Raw genomic sequence first — 19141 nt, 5'->3', positions numbered from 1 at the left:
CGCCCGCGCCGCGCACCCCGGCCCCGCGGTGTTGCGCGGGCGGTATACCGCGCCGTAGCATCGCCTCACCGCACCACAACCCCACAGGGCCCGACTGCCACCATCGGTCTGCCCGCGGCGAGCGCTCCACTGATGCAGCCTGGCCGTCCGCTGCCGGCAACGCCCCACTGGACCTGCACACGTGAACCCCTCCTCCTTCGGTCTCTACGACCCTGCCCGCGAATCGAGCGACTGCGGCGTCGGTTTCATCACCCGACTCGACGGGACGCCGAGCCACGACGTCATCCGCAAGGGCGACGAAGCGCTGTGCGCCATCCCCCACCGCGGCGGCAAGTCCGCCGAGGGTGTCGGTGACGGCGCGGGCGTGAGCATCGACCTGTCGGAGGAGTTCTTCAGCGCGATCACCGGCGAGGAGCTCCGCGCGGGCCACTTCGGCGTCGCGAACTGCTTCGTGCCGAGCGGCACTGGCCCGGCTGCGGACGCCGAGCGCGCCCGTGCGCAGCAGACCGTCACGGACGCCGTCGAGCAGCAGGGCTTCGAGCTCCTGCTCGTCCGCGACGTCCCGGTGGACCACTCCGTCGCCCGTCCCGAGGCCGAGCAGTACCAGCTGCCGATCGTGCAGTGGGTCTTCCGTGCCCCCGAGGCCTGGACCCGCGCCGAGGTCGACGCCGCCGCCAACCGCGCCCTCCTCGCGATCGAGGCGGTGTCGTACGGCCAGGCCGCCGCCGACCGCGCCGAGCACGCCGCCCTGTACCCGCTGTCGCTCAGCGCCCGGACCCAGGTCCTCAAGGGGCGGCTGAACTCCGGCGAGGTCATCGGGTACTTCACCGACCTGCGTGACCCGCGCCACTCGGTCCGGACGCTCTACTTCCACACCCGATTCTCGACGAACACCGAGCCGCACCCGACGATGGCGCAGCCGTTCCGTCTGATGGCGCACAACGGCGAGCTGAACACCGACCGGAAGAACCGGCTGTCCGACGAGGCCCTCGCCCGTGCACGGACCCGCAGCATCGTCCGCCCGCCCGGCCAGTCCGACTCGAGCCGCCTCGACCAGACCCTGCAGAGCCGGGTGTTCGACGACGGCCTCGAGATCGTCGAGGCCGTGGTCTCGCTCATGCCCCCGGCGTGGGAGAACGACCGCACCCTGACCCCGGCGGTGCGGGACATGCTCGAGTTCTTCTCGCTCTACGAGGAGAAGAACGACGGCCCGGCCGCCGTGATCTTCAGCGACGGCGACGTGGTCGGCGCCCGGCTCGACCGACTGGGCCTGCGCCCGCTGCGCTCGGTGCAGACCGCCGAGTACCTGATGGTGTCGTCCGAGGCCGGTCAGGTCGAGTTCGAACCGGAGGACGTCGTGCACCGCGGCCGCATCGAGGCGGGCGGCATGCTCGTCGTCGACCACCGCACCGGCGCGCTCATGCGCACGCGCGAGGTGCTCGAGATGCTCGCTGCACGGAAGCCGTACGGGACGCTCCTCGACGCCGCCCGCGTCAACCTGGACGACGTCCCGGCGCCGGAGTACCAGCGCACCACGACCACGCTCGGCTACGAGGGCGACCTGTCGCTCGCGGGCCGCTACGTGGCGTACTCGCTGAACCAGGAGAGCTTCCGGTTCATGCTCGACCCGATGCTGCAGAACGGCTCGGAGCGGATCTCGGCGATGGGCTACGGCAACGCCATCAACGCCCTGAGCGACACCGAGGGCGGCATGGCGAAGTACTTCTCGCAGCGCTTCGCCCAGGTGACGAACCCGCCGCTCGACTCGATCCGCGAGGCTGACGGCATGTCGATGCGCGTCGCCCTCGGCGCGAAGCCCGACGGGACGGGTTCGGCGACGCGGCAGCTCGTCGTGGAATCCCCGATCCTCGGGCACCTCGACATGGTGCGGCTGCGCGAGCAGGACATCGTGCCGCTCGAGCGCTTCGACATGCTCTACGTGCCGGTGCTCGGCGACGAGCAGGCGAACGCCGACGCGGTCCGCACCGCGACCGAGCACCTCGCCGACGCCGTCGCCGCCTTCGCCGAGCGCACCGGCGGCATCGCCGTGCTCACCGACCGCAACGTGTCGTCGACGCACGCGCCCCTCCCCGTCATCCTCGCCGTGGCCGCCGTCAACCAGCGGCTCATCGAGACCGGCCTGCGCCTGCGGATCTCCGTCGTCGCCGAGTCCGGTCAGCTGCCATCGTCACACCACGTGGCGACGGCGCTCGGCTTCGGTGCCGCAGCGGTGTACAGCCTCTCCGCACGTCTCCGTGCGGAGGAGAAGTACCCCGCAGCGCCCGCCCCGGCCGGCGAACTGACCGCGACCGACCTCGCCCTCAAGCGCTTCCGGAAGGCGGCCGAGAAGGCCCTCGCGAAGACGATGGGCCGCGTCGGGCTCTGCACGGCCGAGAGCTACATCGGCGGCGAGTTCTTCGAGCCGAACTACCTCGACACCCGCGACGACCTGCTCGCCCGGGTCTTCCCGCACATGCAGGCCCCGGTCGGCGGCGTCGGGTTCGCCCGCATCGCCCAGGCCGCGACGGACTGGCACGAGCGCGCCCGCACGGTCGAGTCCGAGGGCCAGGTGCCCATGCTCGGCCTCTTCAAGGAGCGCTCGGACGGTGCCGGGCACTCGTTCGGCGTCGCGAGCGTGCGCGGCTTCGGCGGCATGACCGAGGAGCGTCCGGCCTTCGAGCGCTCCGGCGACTCCGAGGCGCTGCGGCTCCTCACGCTGGGCCAGCTCGACGACGCGTTCGGCATCACCGACACCGCCTACCGCAACACGGGCTACGACCGGCTGAGCGACGCCGAGATCGACGCGCACCGGATCACCCCGGGCTACGTCACGTTCCTGCAGACGACGCACGACGAGCGGTCGCGCCGTCCCGCGGCCCTCCGCGACGTCCTCGCGCTGCCCGCGGACGTCACCGGTATCGACACGGCAGAGGACTTCGCCCGCGAGCTCGGCCGCTTCTCGACCACCGGCAACGCGAGCGTCACGGTGCGCGGGCTCTCCGGCTCACGTCCGGCCGACGACGGGGACCTCCCAGGAGGCACGGCTCGCTTCCGCCTCGAGCTCACGTCGACGGGGACCACGGGTGCACTGCGCCACGCGGCCCTCGCGGACGGCCTCGCGCTGCTGCACCCCGGCCAGGTCGACGTCGACTCCGTCGACGACACCCAGGTGACGCTCCGCGCCACCGGCTCCGCCGTCGAGCTGCTCGCACTGCTCGACCACGCCCCGGCGAGCGTCGCGCTCGACGAGGTCCAGCCGGCGCACGAGATCACCCGGACCCTGGCGTCCGGCGCGATGAGCCACGGCGCGCTCGTCGCGACCGCGCACGAGGCGGTGGCGCACGGCACGAACATGGTCGGCGGCATGTCGAACAGCGGTGAGGGCGGCGAGCACCACTCCCGCTACGGCACGATCCGCGGCTCGCGCATCAAGCAGTTCGCCTCGGGACGGTTCGGCATCTGGGCGGGCTACCTCGCCGACCCGATGCTCGAGGAGCTCGAGATCAAGATCGGCCAGGGCGCGAAGCCGGGCGAGGGCGGCCAGCTGCCCGCGCCGAAGGTCACGGTGGACATCGCCGCGGCCCGTGGTGGCACCCCCGGCGTCGAGCTCATCTCGCCACCGCCGCACCACGACACGTACTCGATCGAGGACCTCGCGCAGCTCATCCACGACTGCAAGGCCGCCCGTGTCCGGGTGATCGTGAAGCTCGTGTCCTCCGAGGGCATCGGCACCATCGCGGTCGGCGTCGCCAAGGCCGGCGCGGACGTCATCAACGTCGCGGGCAACACCGGTGGTACGGGCGCCGCGGCCGTCACGAGCCTGAAGTACGCCGGCCGCTCGGCGGAGATCGGCGTCGCCGAGGTCCACCAGGCGCTCGTCGCGAACGGCCTCCGCCAGAAGGTCACGCTCCGCTGCTCGGGCGCGCACCAGACCGGCTCCGACGTGGTCACGAGCGCGCTGCTCGGCGGCGACAGCTTCGAGTTCGGCACGACCGCGCTCATGATGCTCGGCTGCGTGATGGCGAAGAACTGCAACGTGAAGTGCCCGGCTGGTCTCACCACGAACGCCGAGGCGTTCGAGGGCGACCCCCGTGCGCTCGCGCAGTACCTGCTCAACATCGCCCACGACGTGCGGCAGATCCTCGCCCGCCTCGGCCTGCGCTCCCTGCGCGAGGCCCGCGGTCGCACCGACCTGCTGCAGCTCCTCGACCACCCGGCGAGCGTCGGGCGCCTCGACGTCCGGGCGCTCCTCGCGCAGGTCCCCGAGAAGCTCGTCGAGGACCCGGAGTACCTCGAGAAGGACTTCCACACCGACGACGCGCTGCTCGAGCGGGTCCGCACGGCCCTCGTCGACCACGAGCAGGCGCACGTGCTCGTGCACGGCGTGCTGCTCGGCAACAGCGACAAGTCCGTCGGCGGTCAGCTCGGCATCGACGTGGAGCGCCTGCTCAACCACGAGCTGCGCGACACCGACCTGTCCGGGCACCCGGCGATCACCACGGACGACCGCGGACGCCGCCGGCTCGTCGACGGCGCGGTCACGATCCGCACGCTCGGGTCGGCCGGGCAGTCGTACGGCGTGTTCAACAACGACGGCATCGTGCTCGAGCACACCGGCACCGCGAACGACGGCGTCGGCAAGAGCCAGAGCGGTGGCCGGATCATCGTCCGCGCCCCCGGTGGCGGCAGTGCCGGACAGGGCGGCAACGTCCTCGTCGGCAACTTCGCGCTGTTCGGGGCGACCGGCGGCCGCACCTTCGTCGAGGGCGAGGCCGGCGACCGGTTCGCCGTGCGCAACTCCGGCGCGACCGCCGTGGTCGAGGGCGTCGGGGACTTCGGCTGCGAGTACATGACGGGCGGTGCCGTGTTCAACCTCGGCACCTTCGGCAAGGGCCTCGGGAACGGCATGTCCGGCGGGTTCCTGTACCAGTACGACCCCTCCGGCGAGGTCACCGAGCGCGCGAGCACCGACTCGCTCCTCGTGTTCCCGGTCACCGACACCGAGCGCGGGGCCTTCCACGAGGCAGCGGCGCGCCTGCTGCTCGAGTGGCACCTCGAGGCGACGGGCTCGGCGCTGGCCGAGCGTCTGCTCGCCGAGTGGGAGACCACCCGCCAGCACGTCTTCGTCGGCATGCCCCGGGCGCTCCTGCTCACCCAGGACGCCGGCGAGATCCTCGCCGCGGCGAGCCGGAACGAGTTGCTCGACGAGCTGGCGACCTCGATCGCGACGGACAAGCTCCGCGCGTTCAAGGTCGACTACCGCGACCAGCGCGCCGTCCTCGGTGGCCGTGCCCCGTCGCTCGGCGACCAGGGCGACGACATGTTCTCGCTCCTGTCCTCGTACACGGTGCTCGGCGTCGCCCAGGATCTCGCGCTCGAGCGGGTCCCCGGTGCGGCGGGCCCGAACGACCCCCGGGTGACCGAGGCGGTCAAGAACCTCATCCTCACCGAGGACTTCTTCGTCAAGCAGCGCGTCGTGAAGTACCTGCGCGGCACGCTGGACCGCTTCGCGGACGACGAGCTCGCGACCCTCATCGCGATCAAGCGCCTCGACGACTACAAGCGCGCGCTCACGCAGCGGAACAACCGCAGCATGGACGCGCCAGGCACCACCGGGTGGATCATGCACCAGAACGCCAAGAACGACGGCCGCGTCCGCGAGGCCCGCTTCGACGAGCTGCTCGCGAACGCAGCGCTCGAGGACATCGCCCGCCGTGCACCGCAGGCGCCGACCGAGGCGGTGTCCGCGTGAGCCTGCTCCCCCCGACCGGATCGCTGATCCCGGTCGACGCACCGTTCTCGCAGGCCCAGGAGTCCTGGCTCGCCGGGTTCATCGCCGGCATCGCGGCCGCGGGCAAGCGGGCCTCCGGCGGCGCCCCGACGACGACGATCGACGTGCTGTTCGGCACGCAGACCGGCAACGCGGAGTTCCTCGCCGACGAGCTGGTCGCCGGCGCGAAGGCCCGCGGGCTCGGCGGTCGTGCCACCGCGCTCGACGCCGTCACGCCGGAGCAGCTCGCCGGGATGTCGCACGTGCTCGTGGTCACCTCGACGTACGGCGAGGGCGAGATGCCCGACAACGCCGGACTGTTCTGGGACGCGATCCAGGCGACCACCGTGCCGCGGCTCGAGGGACTGCAGTACGCCGTCCTCGGGCTCGGCGACACGAGCTACGACGAGTTCTGCCAGGCCGGCAAGCTCCTCGACACCCGGTTCGAGCAGCTCGGCGCCACCCGCATCCACGACCGCGTCGACTGCGACGTGGACTACGAGGACCCGGCCGCGCTCTGGACGGCCGCGGTGCTCGACCGTCTGGCGGCGGAGGCGGGCGTGCAGCCCGGCGCGACCACGGCGGTGGCGGCGACCGGTGCGACGACCGCGGCCGGCGGGGCGGGCGCGAGCCGTGCCTCCAGGCCCGGTGCCCAGTGGAACAAGCGCAACCCGTACCCGTCGACGCTGGTCGAGAACCGGCTGCTCTCCTCGCCGCGCAGCGCGAAGGAGATCCGGCACTACGAGTTCGACCTCGGCGACTCCGGGATCGAGTACTCGGCGGGCGACGCGCTCGCGGTCGTGCCGGTCAACGACGAGGTGTTCGTCGGCGAGCTGCTCGAGCAGGTCGGCGCGAACGGCTCCGAGACGCTCGACGGCCGCCCGGTCACCGAGGTCCTGCGGACCGACCGTGAGATCCGGACGCCCTCGAAGGACCTCATCGCGGACCTCGTCCAGCGCGCACCGTCGTCCGAGCTCGCCGCCGTCGTCTCGCACGGTGACAAGCACGAGCTCGACCGCTGGCTGTGGGGTCGCGACGTGCTCGACCTGCTCCGCGACGCCGGACCCGCGGCACCCGGCCTCGACGAACTCCTGCCGAACCTCCGACCGCTGCAGGCGCGCCAGTACTCGATCTCGTCGAGCCCGCTCGCGCACCCGGACCGCATCCACCTGACGATCGCGTCCGTCCGGTACGGGGACCCGCACCGCATGTACGCCGGCGTCGCGTCGACGTTCCTCGCCGACCGGGTCGCCCCCGACGGCACCGTGGACGTCTACCTGCAGCCGAACGCGTCGTTCGGGGTCCCCGCCGACCCGTCCGCGCCGATGATCATGGTCGGCCCGGGGACCGGCATCGCACCGTTCCGCGGGTTCCTGCACGAGCGTGCGGTCTCCGGGGCGACGGGCCGGAACTGGCTGTTCTTCGGCGACCAGCACCGCGACACCGACTTCGTCTACGAGGACGAACTCACCGAGCTGCAGGAGCAGGGCGTCCTGGACCGCCTCGACCTGGCGTTCTCGCGCGACCAGGCCGAGAAGGTCTACGTGCAGACCCGGATGCTCGAACAGGCCCCGGAGCTCTACTCGTGGCTCGAGGACGGCGGGCACCTCTACGTGTGCGGTGACGCCTCACGGATGGCGAAGGACGTCGAGCAGGCGCTCCTGGCCGTCATCGGGAGCCAGCGGGGCAAGGGCGAGGACGACGCGCAGGCGTACCTCGCCGACATGCGGCGCGGCAAGCGCTACGTCCGCGACGTGTACTGAGCGGCGCGCGCGGCCGGTGCCACGCCCGTCGCCCCGGTGCGGAACCCGAATCCACGACCGGGGCGACGGCGAGGGGGCGCTGTGGGCCGGGAGGCCCCTGATCCGGGACTCCTCGCGCGTCGCGTGGTTCCCCCCTCCGACCGCGGAGCCACCGTCACCGGCTCCCTGGGCCGGAGTCGATCACTCGCGCGGTACGCCCACCGTACTCAGACTGCACGGACGTGCGCGACCCGTTGACCGTTCACGGACAGTGTGCTAACCGGCGTCGTCGGTGCCGGAGTCGTCGTCCGCGTCGCCGGGCACCACCGCGCGGGACCACGCCGAGTCGTCCGCCGTGCTCGTGTCCGACGGCTCCGGGGTGAGCACGAGACCGGAGCCCGAGGTGGCGGCGGCGTAGAGGTCCTCGAGCCAGCTGCGGTTGATCCGGGGCACCCGGCTGCCGGAGAACTTGAAGTGCAGGCTCACGTTCGGGTGCATCCAGATGGTGCTGCGCCCGTTGCCGTGGACGGCGTCGTCCTTCCACGAGAACGCGAACCGGTGCTCCCGCCGGAGCATGTTCACGATGACGATCTGCAGGTGTGTGAGCGCTCGGTCGTCGATCCGGAGGTCGAGCGGCTCTCCGTCGTAGATGAGCTGACCCATGGGTCCTTGTACACCGCGGGGGTTGTGCGGCGGGCAGGACCGTCGTAACGTACAACCAAATGGTTGCACGAACCGAACCGAGCGATGCCGAGGTCGACCGGGTCTTCCACGCCCTGGCCGATGCGACCAGACGCGACATCGTCCGTCGCACCCTGGTCGGCGAGGCGTCCGTGAGCGCACTCGCGGACGCCTACGCGATGTCGTTCGCCGCCGTCCAGAAGCACGTCGCCGTCCTCGAAGGAGCAGGACTCGTGACCAAGGAACCCCGGGGCCGCACCCGCATCGTGCGCGCCGAGCCGGGACAGATCGATCGCGTCCGTGGGCTGCTCGACGGCTACGCGGACCTCTGGCGCGGCCGGATCGACCGGCTCGACGCACTGCTGGGAGCAGACCGCGCGCCGCGCGGCGACGACCGAACGCAAGGGAGCCACTGATGCCGACCACGTCCGTCCACACCGACCCCGAGGAGCTCACCATGACCCTCGTGGCCGAGTTCCCCGTCCCCGTCGAACGCCTCTGGGCAGCGTTCGCGGATCCCCGGCAGCTCGAACGCTTCTGGGGCCCGCCCGGGTTCCCCGCGACGTTCACGTCGTTCGACCTCCGTCCCGGCGGCGTCGCCCACTACCGGATGACCTCGCCCGAGAACGAACGGTTCCACGCACTCTGGCAGGTGTCCGAGGTCGACGAACCCCGCCGGATCGCGTTCCGCGACCTGTTCTCCGACGCCGAGGGCACCGTCGACGACTCGCTGCCCGCGAGCGAGACCGTGCTGTCGTTCGACACCGTCGACAGCGGGTCACGGGTGACGGTGCTGACGTCGTTCGCGTCCTCCGCCGACCTCGACGCCATGCTCGAGATGGGCATGCTCGACGGCTACGAGCAGGCGTTCGGGCAGCTCGACACGGTGCTGGCCGACCTCCGCGAGTACGCCCTCGGCCGGGGCACGGTCACCGAGATCGTGGACGACACCCACGTGGCCATCACCCGCGCGTTCGCGGCGCCGCGGCACCTGCTCTGGCGTGCGCACACGGAGCCGGAGCTGATGCGCCGGTGGCTGCTCGGCCCGGACGGGTGGGAGATGACGGTGTGCGAGAACGACCTGGTCGTCGGCGGCTCGTTCCGGCAGGCCTGGGCGCCCGTCGGGAACACCGAGGGCGAGGCGTTCGGGTTCGAGGGCGAGAACCTCGTCATCGAGCCGGAACGCCGCATGGTCACGACCGAGCGGATGACCGGTGCGCCGTTCCCGGCCAACGTCAACGACCTGCAGTTCGACGAGGCCGACGGCGTCACGCTCATGACGCTCCGCATCACCTACCCCGACCGGGAGCAGCGTGACATGATCCTCGCGACCGGCATGACGGACGGCATGGAGACGAGCTACCAGCGTCTGGAACGCGAGGTCCTGTCCGCGGCGGCGTGAGTCGTGACGGACGGGAGGCGCGGTGCCGGCCGGCACCGCGCCTCCCGTCCGTCAGCCGGTCGCGTCAGACGCGAATGCGACAGTCCACAGCCGGCCGCACCCGACCGTGTCACGAGAGCGACAGTGCACAGCCGGCATCCCGCTGTGACCTGTCGCTTTCGCAGCGACGCCGAGCCGCCAGCGACGAACCTCAGACCTGCGCGGTCGCCTCGTAGCGGCGTGCGCCGCCGCGCACCCCGGCGAAGCGGTACGGCGCAGCCGTGACCCGCGGACGCTCGACGTCCTCGCTCGTCGCGGCACCCGCGGCGTGCAGCTCGCGGTAGGCGTCGACCGAGAGCGGCACCCGGGCGGCGAGGAGCTCGCGGACCCGACCCACACGGCGGTGGTCGCGGTACGCCGGCTGCACGATGCCGGTGATGAGCTCCCCGACACTGCCGGACCCGTAGCTGAACAGGCCGATGCGCTCCCCGGCGAGGTCGTCGTCGAGGTCGAGCAGTGCTGCCAGCCCGATCCAGAGCGACGCCGTGTAGGTGTTGCCGGTCTGCTTGTTGTACGTGAACCCGAGGGCGAGCTCGGACTCGTCGAAGGGCACCCCGACGTGCTGCGTGAGCTTCCGGTGCGCCTTGAGCGCCATCTTCGTGAACGGCTGGTGGTGGACGAAGCGCACGATGTCCTCGTACGCCGGGCCGCCCTGCGCCGCGAGGTCGTCCCACGCCCCGACGAACGCGTCGACGTAGGCGCTCACGGACAGGCGGCCGTCGACGAGTGCGGTGGAGCGGTCGTTCGGCCGCCAGAAGTCGTCGACGTCGGCGGTGAAGACACCCGCGGCCGGCTCGATCTCGATGAGGTCGGGGTCGGCGGCGATCAGGATCGCGGCGGCGCCGGCACCCTGCGTCGGCTCGGCGGCGGTGTCGACGTCGTAGCGCGCGACGTCGGCGGCGATGACGAGCACGCGCTCCCGCGGAGCCCGCGCGACGATGCCGAGGGCGAGCTGGACGGCAGCGGTCCCGCCGTAGCAGGCCTGCTTCAGCTCGACGACGCGGACGTTCTGCGGCAGCCCGAGCAGGCCGTGCACGAACACCCCGGCGGCCTTCGACTGGTCCACGCCGGACTCGGTGGCGAAGAGCACCGTGCGGATGCCGTCGGCACCGTGGCGGTCGATGAGCTCCTTCGCGGCGGCGGCGCCCATCGTGACGATGTCCTCGTCGGGAGCGGGCACGCTGAACGCGTCCTGTCCGATGCCGACGTGGTACTTCGCCGGGTCCACCCCGAGGCGCTCGGCGAGGTCGTCGAGCTCGAGCACGTGGTGCCCGGTCGCGACGGCGAGGTCGTGGATGCCGATGCGGGTCACGCTGCACCTCCGGCGGGCTTCGCGCCGCGACGTTCCATCGCGACGTGGGCGGCCATCAGCTCGCCCGGGTTGGTCTGCGCGGCGAGCAGGGAGAGTTCCCCGCACAGGACGGTCGCGGCGCAGAGGGCGGCGAGCCGGCGTGCGTTGGCACCGGGCTCGCGGTCCTCGCGGCAGCCGAGGCGCACGAGGGCGTCCTCGACGACGGGCAGGTCCCCGCCCTTGCCGTTGCCGACCGTGCCGACGATGAGGTGCGGGAGCGAGGTGGCGAAGTACAGGTCGCCGTCGCGGTCCTCGGCGCTCGTGATGCCCTGGGACCCCTCGACGATGTTCGCCGCGTCCTGCCCGGTGGCCAGGTAGAAGCCGAGGAGCATGTTCGCGTAGTGGGCGTTCGCGGAGCGGATGGCCCCGGCGATGGTCGACCCGACGAGGTTCTTCGCGACGTTGAGCTCGGCGATGCGTGCCGCGCTCGACCGGAGCCGCTTCTCGACGACCTCGCCCGGGATGACGATCTCGGCGACGGTGTTCCGGCCGCGTCCGCGGATGCCGTTCACCGCGGTGGCCTTCTTGTCGGTGCAGAAGTTGCCCGAGACGCTGACGTACCGCAGGCCCGGCTCCCACGCGAGGATCGCCGGCAGGAGCTTGTCCGCCGCCTGCGTGACCATGTTGTGCCCGGAGGCATCGCCGGTGGTGAACGCGAAGCGCAGGAACAGCAGGTCCCCGACGATCTCCGGGTGCACCTCGATGAGCTTCGCGAAGCGGCTCTGGCCGGCGACGATCTGCTCGAGCTCGTCCTGCCGGGCGAGGATGCGCCCGGTCGCGAGGTGTGCCGCGGCCGCGCTGTCGGCACGGACCACGACCGAACGGGTCATGCGCTCGTCCACGACGGTCGCGACGATGCCGCCCTCGACCATGCGCGAGATGCGGGCGCCGCGGCCGACGGACGGCCAGAGCGGCGACTCGTACGTGGCGAGCGGCACCTCGTGCTCGCCCTCCACCGCGTTGCCGCTGATGCGGATCGGCCCCACCCACTTCGTGGGGATCGGGGTCAGCAGGTCAGTCATCGACGCTCCCTTCGGGCGCTTGCACCGCGACGCTGAGGTGTCTGATGTCGTGCGCCTCCCAGGCGCGGTGGATGCCGGCGAGGTCGGTGTCCGCCGGGACGAGCGCGATGCCGCAGTCGCCGCCGCCGGCACCGGACGGCTTGGCCGCCCCGCCCGCGGCTTCGACGACGTCGCACAGGGTCGCGAGTCGCTCGGTCTCGATCTGCGAGCCGACCGACGTGCCGAGGCGCTGGAGCAGCCCACGGGCGCGCCGGAGTGCCCCGAGGGTGCGTTCAGCGTCGCCGGTCTGCAGGCCGACGGTGAGGTCGTCGACGCAGGTGCGACTCTCGTCGAGGAACGCCTGGTAGCCGCCGTTGCGGTGCCGACGGACGACACCGACGAGCTTCGTGGTCGAGGCCGGAGAACCGGTCCAGCCGACGAGCAGCTCGAGGTTCTCGGGGGCGGGCAGCCGCTGGACGTCGAAGCCCTCCCACGCGTCCGCGTCGCCGAGGATCTCGGTCACGGTGCGGGTGTCGAGCTGCGCCGCGAGCCGTTCGCGGTCCGGCGCGCTGTAGCGGAGCCAGCCGCCGAAGGTGCTCGCGGCGAGGTCCCCGCCGGATGCGCGCGGGTTCACCCGGATCGTGGCCAGCAGGGCGACCTGGAAGCGCTTCCGCTGCGAGAGCCCGAGTCCGTAGAAGCGGTCGAGGGCGCCCACCGTGGCGACGGTCACCGCCGCGGAGGACCCGAGCCCGAACTTCCGGCCACTCGCGTCATCGAGCTGGCTGTGGATGCGGAGGTCGTGGAACCGCGGTGCGATGCCCTGCTCGGCGCGGAGCTTCTCGACGAGGTCGATCGTCGCCATCACGTAGTCGTACGGGTGGTGCTCGGTGTCGAGTGCGATGCCGTCCTCGGCGCGGGTCCAGGTGAGCGGGAGGTGTCCGTACTCCTCGGAGTGCACGCTGCCGGCGCCGTGGCCCTCGCGCACGCGCGCGGTGATGGCGCGGTCCAGGGCGATGATGACGGACGGCTGGCCCGGCTCGACGACGGCGTACTCGCCCGCGACGAACAGCTTGCCGTGGGCACGGAACTCGATCACTCGGCGGACTCCTCTGGTCGGACGAAACCCGGTGCGGGTGCCTCCGGGTCCTGCGTCGCAGGGACTTCGGAGCCGAGCAGGCGCGCGCCTGGTCCGGTACCGGACTCGATCACGTCGCCGAAGCCCGCGAGCGCGGACGCGACGGCGCCCCGGTCCTCGGGCTTCGTGAGCACGACGACGTTCGGGCCGGCGTCGGCGGTGGCGTACGCCTCGACCCCGGCGGCACGGAGTTCGGCCACGGCGTCGAACACGGCGACGCTGCGGGCGTTGAGGTAGCGGATGGGCGGGAAGGCGCCCTCGATCGTGGCGTGCATGCGGAGGGCGTTGCTCTCGGTCAGCTCGCCGATGCGGGTGAAGTCCCCTGCGGCGCAGGCGGTGAGCATGTCCCCGACGGTCTCGGTGGTCGAGGTGACCCAGGCGGGGTAGAACGGCGACGTCGCGATGGTGCGCCGCATCGCCTCGCGCGAGCCGATCGCCTTCGGGCCGGCGTCGATCGTCACGACGACCATGGCCATCGGCGGCGCGGGGATCGGCTCGGCGTAGGAGCCCTCGTCGTCGCCGGCGTGCCAGACCGCCACGCCACCGGGGATCGACCGGGTGGCCGAACCCGAGCCGCGTCGGGCGAGCCGGGACAGGTCGCGCGCGGAGAGGTCGAGACCGTACGCCGCCGCGGCCGCGGTCGCGAGCGCCGCGAACCCCGAGGCGCTCGAGGCCAGTCCGGCTCCGGTCGGCACGGTGTTCTCGGACACCACCGACGCCCGCGCCGAGGACCCGGCGAGCTCGCGCACGAGGTCGAGGAACTGCGTGACCCGCACGAGCGCCCCGTCGGTCGAGGCCGAGCCGTTGAGGGTGAGGGTGTCGTCCGCCGTGTCCCCGACGGTCACCGACGTCGTCGTCGGGAACACGTCGAGTCCCATCGAGACGCTGCCGGTCGCCGGCAGGGCAAGGGAGGCGTCCGCCTTGCCCCAGTACTTGACGAGGGCGATGTTGGGGTGCGCGACGGCGGTGGCGGTCATCAGGCGCGGTCTCCGATCGTGGTGGTCCAGGTGGCTGCGGCACCCGCGCCGCGCAGTGCGGCCGCGATGCGGTCCGCGTGGTCGACGTCCGTGGCGAGGGCGATGACGCACCCGCCTCGGCCCCCGCCCGTGAGCTTCGCGCCGAGGGCGTCGGCCGCACGTGCGGCGCCGACGAGCCGGTCCAGGTCGTCGCTCGACACGTCGAGGTCGCTGAGCAGCTCGTGCGCGGCGTCCATCGTGGCACCGAGCGCCTGTGCGTCGCCGTCCACGAGCGTCGCCCGCGCGCGTCGGGCGAGTGCGCCGATCCGGTCGATCACGGCGCCGGTGCCGTCCGGGTCGGCGTCGTGACGGGCACGGACGGCCGAGACCGCCTCGCGCGTGTGGCCAGGGACGCCGGTGTCGGCGACCACGAAGGCGAACCGCGCGCCGAGCTCGACCGGCTCGATGCGGCCGCCTTCGAACCAGACCGGTGCGTCGGCGACGACCCCGCGGGCGTCGAGTCCGGACGGACGGCCGTGGGCGACCCGCTCGCACTCCTGGATGAGTCCGTGGTGCGCCTCGGCGTCGAGCGTCTCGCCGAGTGCGTCCGCGACCGCCGCGGTCACCGCGGCTGCCACCGCCGCGCTCGATCCCATGCCGCGAGCGGTGGGGACCTCGCTGTCGACGCGCACGTGGAAGCGGCGGTCCGTCACGCCGAAGTGCCGCAGCGTGGCCGTCACCGCGGTGACCGTCGGCATCACGGCGGCGGGGGCGAGGTCGAGCGGGCCGGTGTGCACGGTCGACTCGAGGTGGTGCCCCTCGGCGTCGTCGATCGGCGTGACCGTCGCGACCACCACGGCGTCGATGACCGGCAGGACGAGCGCGGGTGCGCCGTAGACCACGGCGTGCTCCCCGATCAGGATCGTCTTGCCGTGGGACGACGCCCTACCGGTGCGGCGGGTGGGGCCGGCTCCAGTGGTCGCTGAGTTGTCGAGGTCGTTGGTGGTCATCGTGGGTCACGTCAGCCTAACCGTCCCGGCCATGCACGCGCTCGACGGTGTCCGTACCCCGCCCGTGAGCGCGCTCCACGAGGTCCCCCTCCGGGGCGTACGGTGATCGTCAGCATGCTGACTACCCGAGGAGCCGCCCCGTGAGCACCCACCACACCCCCGACCGCCGACGCTGGGCCGGACTCGTCGTCATCAGCATCGCCGTCTCGCTCATCATCGTCGACTCGACCATCGTGAACGTCGCGATCCCGAGCATCGTGGCCGACCTCGACATCGGTTCCACCCTGGTGCAGTGGGTGCAGGAGAGCTACACCCTTGTCTTCGCGGCGCTCCTGCTCGTGTTCGGCTCGCTCGCCGACCGCTTCGGCCGGCGGCGCCTGCTGATCGTGGGCGTCACGGTGTTCGCGCTCGCCTCGGTCCTCGCCGCACTGGCCCCGACGGGCGACCTGCTCGTGCTCGCCCGCATCGTGCAGGGCGTCGGCGGCGCGATGGTGCTGCCGACGACCCTCTCGCTCGTGAACGCCACCTTCACGGGCCGCGAGCGCGGGATCGCCTTCGCCGTCTGGGGCTCCACGATCGGCGGCATGGTCGCGGTGGGCCCGCTCCTCGGCGGCTGGCTGACGACGGACTTCTCGTGGCGGTGGGCGTTCGGCATCAACGTGCCGCTCGGCATCGCGATCGTCGTCGGCGCGTCCCTGACCGTCCGCGAGTCCCGCGACACCGTGCACGCCGGCCGGATCGACGTCGTCGGCGCCGTCCTCAGCGTCGTGACGAGCGCCTCGCTCGTGTTCGGCCTCATCGAGGGACGCACGTACGGCTGGTGGTCGAACGCCACCCGGCTGACGGTCGGCGACTGGACCTGGCCCGGACCGCTCTCCCCGATCCCGTACGCGTTCGCGCTCTGCGTCGTCGCGGGCGTGGCGTTCGTCCTCTGGACGAGGCGGCGGCAGCGCGCGGGCCGCTCCACCCTCATCGCGCTCGACCTCTTCACGATCGGGTCGTTCCGGAACGGGTCGATCGCGGCACTCATCGTGTCGCTCGGCGAGTTCGGCATCATCCTGTCCCTGCCGATCTGGCTGCAGAACGTGCTCGGGTACTCGGCGCTGCAGACCGGGTTCGTCCTGCTCGCCCTGGCCATCGGGTCGTTCGTCGCGAGCGGGTTCGCGGCGACGGCCGGCCAGCGGATCGGCGCGCTGCGGATCGTCCGGATCGGCATCTCTGCCGAGATCGTCGGCGTCGCGGCGATCGGCTTCGTCGTGACCTCGTCGACGCCGTGGTGGGCGATCGTGCCGTGCCTGTTCGTCTACGGGTTCGGTGTCGGACTCGCGACCGCGCAGCTCACGAGCGTCGTGCTGCGGGACGTCCCGGTCGAGCGCAGCGGCGAGGCCTCCGGCGCGCAGAGCACCGCCCGGCAGATCGGGTCGGCGCTCGGCATCGCGGTGCTCGGGACGGTGCTGTTCACGTCGACCGGCACGCTGCTGCAGCACCGGCTCGAGGACGCCGGGTCCTCGAGCGCGGCCGCGTCGCAGATCGCCGATGCCGTGGTCGCGTCCTCCGGCGGGTCGATCGCGGCACTCACCGAGCAGAGTCCGACGGCAGGAGCCGCTGCGGCCGAGGCGTTCAGTGACGGCACGCGCGCGGCCGCCTGGTCGGCCGCGGGCTTCCTGGTGCTCGGCCTCGCGGCGACCCTGCGCCTGCGCAGCCGCCCGGAGGACGCCGAGGAGGCCGGACCGGACGCCGCCCCGGCGACCGCCGACGCGACCGACTGACGGACGGGAGGCGCGGGTCGGCCCCGCCCCGCGCCTCCCGTCCGCCGCACCGGGCCCCGCGCCGGGGGCGACGCTCTCGTCCGCGCAGGTCGTTGGCATCGGCGTCGCCCTCGCCGCGGTCGGGACGGCGGTGACCATGGGCGGTCGACCGGGGCGTGACCGGGACAGATCGGCAACAGGTGTCCCCGATACGGTTGTGCACAACTGAGTTGCGTGCAATGCTTGTGGCATGCCCGTGACCGACGAGATGGTGTGCTTCTCCCTCTACGCGGCGAGCCGTGCGACCACGCAGGCGTACCGGACCCTGCTGGAACCGTGGGGGCTCACCTACCCGCAGTACCTCGTCCTCGTGACGCTGTGGATCGAGGGCGACCAGACCGTCTCCGGTCTCGGCGACCACCTGCAGCTCGACTCCGGCACCCTCTCACCGCTCCTGCGCCGCATGGAGCAGTCGGACCTCGTCCGTCGCGAACGTCGCAGCACCGACGAGCGGGTCGTCACGATCACGCTCGGCGACCGCGGCCGCTCGATCCGCGGCGAACTGGCCCACATCCCGTCGACGATCGCCGCCGGGATGGGCCTGCCCGACGAGCACGCGGCGACGGAACTCATCGCGACGCTGCACCGGCTGACCGAGACCATGCACGCCGCGGCGACGCCGAACCGCGCCGCCGCGGACCACTGACCCCACGAAGGAAGGAACACCATGGAAGCCCTCTACACCGCCGAGGCCCTCTCCACCGGCGCCGGCCGCGACGGCCGCGTCGCCACCAGCGACGGCTCGTTCGCGCTCGACCTCGCGATCCCGAAGGAGATGGGTGGCTCCGGCGCCGGCACCAACCCCGAGCAGCTCTTCGCCGCCGGGTACGCCGCGTGCTTCCACTCGGCACTGCAGGGTGTCGCCCGCAGCCAGAAGGTGAAGATCGCCGACTCCTCCGTCGGTGGCCGCGTGCAGATCGGCCCGAACGGCGAGGGCGGCTACCAGCTGGCCGTGCTGCTCGAGGTCGTCCTGCCCGGGCTCGAGCACGACCAGGCACAGGCCCTCGCGGACGCCGCGCACCAGGTCTGCCCCTACTCGAACGCGACCCGCGGCAACATCGACGTCACCATCACCGTCTCGGAGGACTAGTCCATGAGCACCACCCCCACCACCATGCGCGCCGTCGTCCACGAGACCTTCGCCGAGCCGGCCGAGGTCCTCGGCGTGCAGGAGCGCCCGGTCCCCACCCCCGGCGCCGGCGAGGTCCTCGTCCGCACGGTCCTCTCCCCCATCCACAACCACGACCTCTGGACCGTCCGCGGCACCTACGGCTTCAAGCCCGAACTGCCGGCGGCCTCCGGCACCGAGGCGCTCGGCGTGGTCGAGGCCCTCGGCGAGGGCGTCACGAACCTGCAGGTCGGCCAGCGCGTCGCCGGCGGGGCGTTCGGCGTCTGGGCCGAGTACTACACCGCGAACGCCGCCGGGCTCGTCCCGGTCCCCGACGCGATGCCCGACGAGGCCGCGGCACAGCTCGTCTCGATGCCGTTCAGCGCGATCAGCCTGCTGCACTCGCTCGACCTGCACGAGGGTGACTGGCTGATCCAGAACGCCGCGAACGGTGCGGTCGGCCGCATGGTCGCCCAGCTCGGCGCCGCGCGTGGCATCAACGTGATCGGGCTCGTCCGCCGCGCCGCCGGCGTCGAGGAGCTCCGCGAGCAGGGCATCGAGCGCATCGTCGCCACCGATGCGGACGACTGGAAGGACCAGGTCGCTGCGATCACCGGCGGTGCGCCGATCGTCGCGGGCGTCGAGTCCGTCGGCGGCAAGGCCGCCGGCGACATCGCGAGCGTGCTCGGCGAGAACGCCACCCTCGTCGTGTTCGGCGCGATGGCCTCCCCCACGCTCGAGATCCCGTCCGGCAAGGTCATCTTCGGCCAGCTCACGGTGAAAGGCTTCTGGGGCAGCGTCGTCAGCAAGACGATGCCGGCCGAGACGAAGGGGCAGCTCTTCGGCGAGCTCATCACCCGCGTGCTCGACGGTTCACTGACGCTCCCCGTCGCGGAGACGTTCGCCTTCGAGGACGTCCGCGACGCGGTCCGTGCCTCGGACACCGCCGGCCGCGTCGGCAAGGTGCTCCTGCGCCCGTAGACGCGACAGCGCAACGGACTGGAGGCGGGGGGGCCGCGGGGCCCCCCCCCCCCCGCCGGGGGGGGGGGGGGGGCCCCCCCCCGGCCGGGGGGGCGGGGGCCGGGGAGGGGTTGGCGGGGGGGTCGCCCTACACCACCACGTAGAGGGTGGGGGCGCG

Annotated in this window: 14 protein-coding genes; 8 read left to right on the top strand and 6 right to left on the bottom strand. The window is 72.4% G+C overall.

Annotation, left to right across the window (positions count from 1 at the left end; translation table 11 throughout):
- The first annotated feature begins 181 nt into the window (after positions 1-181).
- Both ACIPKM_RS00535 and ACIPKM_RS00530 read left to right on the top strand, forming a co-directional pair.
- Positions 182-5752, top strand: a complete 5571-nt coding sequence (locus tag ACIPKM_RS00535; RefSeq protein WP_402735893.1) for a glutamate synthase-related protein — start codon at positions 182-184, stop codon at positions 5750-5752.
- On the top strand, positions 5749-7533 hold the full coding sequence (locus tag ACIPKM_RS00530) for a sulfite reductase subunit alpha (RefSeq protein WP_071296100.1): 1785 nt from the start codon (positions 5749-5751) through the stop codon (positions 7531-7533). Before ACIPKM_RS00535 ends, ACIPKM_RS00530 begins: the two co-directional genes overlap by 4 nt.
- 255 nt (positions 7534-7788) lie before the next feature.
- Here the strand turns inward: ACIPKM_RS00530 and ACIPKM_RS00525 are convergent, their stop codons facing one another.
- Positions 7789-8175, bottom strand: coding sequence for an ATP-dependent DNA ligase (locus ACIPKM_RS00525; protein WP_070418059.1), 387 nt, complete (start codon positions 8173-8175; stop codon positions 7789-7791).
- Positions 8176-8234: 59 nt separating this feature from the next.
- Here ACIPKM_RS00525 and ACIPKM_RS00520 point away from each other — a divergent pair, with 59 nt between their 5' ends.
- Positions 8235-8609 carry an ArsR/SmtB family transcription factor gene (locus ACIPKM_RS00520; protein ID WP_402716392.1) on the top strand — a complete coding sequence of 125 codons (375 nt, stop codon included), beginning with the start codon at positions 8235-8237 and terminating at the stop codon, positions 8607-8609.
- Positions 8609-9595 (top strand): SRPBCC domain-containing protein, encoded by a 987-nt coding sequence (locus ACIPKM_RS00515; protein ID WP_402735892.1) that lies wholly within the window; start codon positions 8609-8611, stop codon positions 9593-9595. The genes ACIPKM_RS00520 and ACIPKM_RS00515 overlap by 1 nt, the downstream gene beginning before the upstream one ends.
- Before the next feature lie 190 nt (positions 9596-9785).
- Here ACIPKM_RS00515 and ACIPKM_RS00510 read toward each other — a convergent pair whose 3' ends face one another.
- Genes ACIPKM_RS00510 through mvk form a run of 5 tightly spaced genes read right to left on the bottom strand, consistent with a single transcriptional unit; the run spans position 9786 to position 15087 of the window.
- Positions 9786-10946, bottom strand: a complete 1161-nt coding sequence (locus ACIPKM_RS00510) for a hydroxymethylglutaryl-CoA synthase (protein ID WP_402735891.1) — start codon at positions 10944-10946, stop codon at positions 9786-9788.
- Positions 10943-12007 (bottom strand): hydroxymethylglutaryl-CoA reductase, encoded by a 1065-nt coding sequence (locus ACIPKM_RS00505; RefSeq protein ID WP_070418055.1) that lies wholly within the window; start codon positions 12005-12007, stop codon positions 10943-10945. The genes ACIPKM_RS00510 and ACIPKM_RS00505 overlap by 4 nt, the downstream gene beginning before the upstream one ends.
- Positions 12000-13082, bottom strand: coding sequence for a phosphomevalonate kinase (locus ACIPKM_RS00500; RefSeq protein WP_070418054.1), 1083 nt, complete (start codon positions 13080-13082; stop codon positions 12000-12002). The genes ACIPKM_RS00505 and ACIPKM_RS00500 overlap by 8 nt, the downstream gene beginning before the upstream one ends.
- Positions 13079-14098 carry a diphosphomevalonate decarboxylase gene (mvaD, locus tag ACIPKM_RS00495; protein ID WP_261647039.1) on the bottom strand — a complete coding sequence of 340 codons (1020 nt, stop codon included), beginning with the start codon at positions 14096-14098 and terminating at the stop codon, positions 13079-13081. The genes ACIPKM_RS00500 and mvaD overlap by 4 nt, the downstream gene beginning before the upstream one ends.
- Positions 14098-15087 (bottom strand): mevalonate kinase, encoded by a 990-nt coding sequence (gene mvk / locus ACIPKM_RS00490; protein WP_083413974.1) that lies wholly within the window; start codon positions 15085-15087, stop codon positions 14098-14100. Before mvk ends, mvaD begins: the two co-directional genes overlap by 1 nt.
- A gap of 140 nt (positions 15088-15227) precedes the next feature.
- On the opposite strand from mvk, the gene ACIPKM_RS00485 reads away from it, so the two are divergent.
- From ACIPKM_RS00485 to ACIPKM_RS00470, 4 genes are all read left to right on the top strand, one after another.
- A complete protein-coding gene (locus ACIPKM_RS00485; RefSeq protein ID WP_402735890.1) occupies positions 15228-16856 on the top strand; it encodes a DHA2 family efflux MFS transporter permease subunit in 1629 nt (542 codons plus the stop codon).
- 229 nt (positions 16857-17085) lie between these two features.
- Entirely contained in the window at positions 17086-17541 is a 456-nt protein-coding gene (locus ACIPKM_RS00480) for a MarR family winged helix-turn-helix transcriptional regulator (RefSeq protein WP_175473692.1), read from the top strand.
- Positions 17542-17562: 21 nt separating this feature from the next.
- Complete coding sequence (locus ACIPKM_RS00475; RefSeq protein WP_022905450.1) at positions 17563-17985, top strand: organic hydroperoxide resistance protein; 423 nt, start codon at positions 17563-17565, stop codon at positions 17983-17985.
- A gap of 24 nt (positions 17986-18009) precedes the next feature.
- The gene (locus tag ACIPKM_RS00470; RefSeq protein ID WP_071302910.1) at positions 18010-18984 is read left to right on the top strand and encodes a zinc-binding dehydrogenase; all 975 of its coding nucleotides are present in this window, start codon (positions 18010-18012) and stop codon (positions 18982-18984) included.
- The last annotated feature ends 157 nt before the right edge of the window (positions 18985-19141 follow it).

The sequence above is a fragment of the Curtobacterium sp. NPDC086286 genome (assembly GCF_044746255.1).
Taxonomy (GTDB): domain Bacteria; phylum Actinomycetota; class Actinomycetes; order Actinomycetales; family Microbacteriaceae; genus Curtobacterium.
Note: the sequence above shows the minus strand (reverse complement) of the source record. Positions and strands in the feature narration are given on the sequence as shown.

Excerpts from the sequence above, each read along its gene's own strand:
- ACIPKM_RS00505 (WP_070418055.1), bottom strand. The coding sequence starts at position 12,007 with ATGACTGACCTGCTGACCCCGATCCCCACGAAGTGGGTGGGGCCGATC.
- ACIPKM_RS00520 (WP_402716392.1), top strand. The coding sequence starts at position 8,235 with ATGGTTGCACGAACCGAACCGAGCGATGCCGAGGTCGACCGGGTCTTC.
- ACIPKM_RS00470 (WP_071302910.1), top strand. The coding sequence starts at position 18,010 with ATGCGCGCCGTCGTCCACGAGACCTTCGCCGAGCCGGCCGAGGTCCTC.
- ACIPKM_RS00475 (WP_022905450.1), top strand. The coding sequence starts at position 17,563 with ATGGAAGCCCTCTACACCGCCGAGGCCCTCTCCACCGGCGCCGGCCGC.
- ACIPKM_RS00525 (WP_070418059.1), bottom strand. The coding sequence starts at position 8,175 with ATGGGTCAGCTCATCTACGACGGAGAGCCGCTCGACCTCCGGATCGAC.
- ACIPKM_RS00515 (WP_402735892.1), top strand. The coding sequence starts at position 8,609 with ATGCCGACCACGTCCGTCCACACCGACCCCGAGGAGCTCACCATGACC.
- mvaD (WP_261647039.1), bottom strand. The coding sequence starts at position 14,098 with ATGACCGCCACCGCCGTCGCGCACCCCAACATCGCCCTCGTCAAGTAC.
- ACIPKM_RS00480 (WP_175473692.1), top strand. The coding sequence starts at position 17,086 with ATGCCCGTGACCGACGAGATGGTGTGCTTCTCCCTCTACGCGGCGAGC.
- mvk (WP_083413974.1), bottom strand. The coding sequence starts at position 15,087 with ATGACCACCAACGACCTCGACAACTCAGCGACCACTGGAGCCGGCCCC.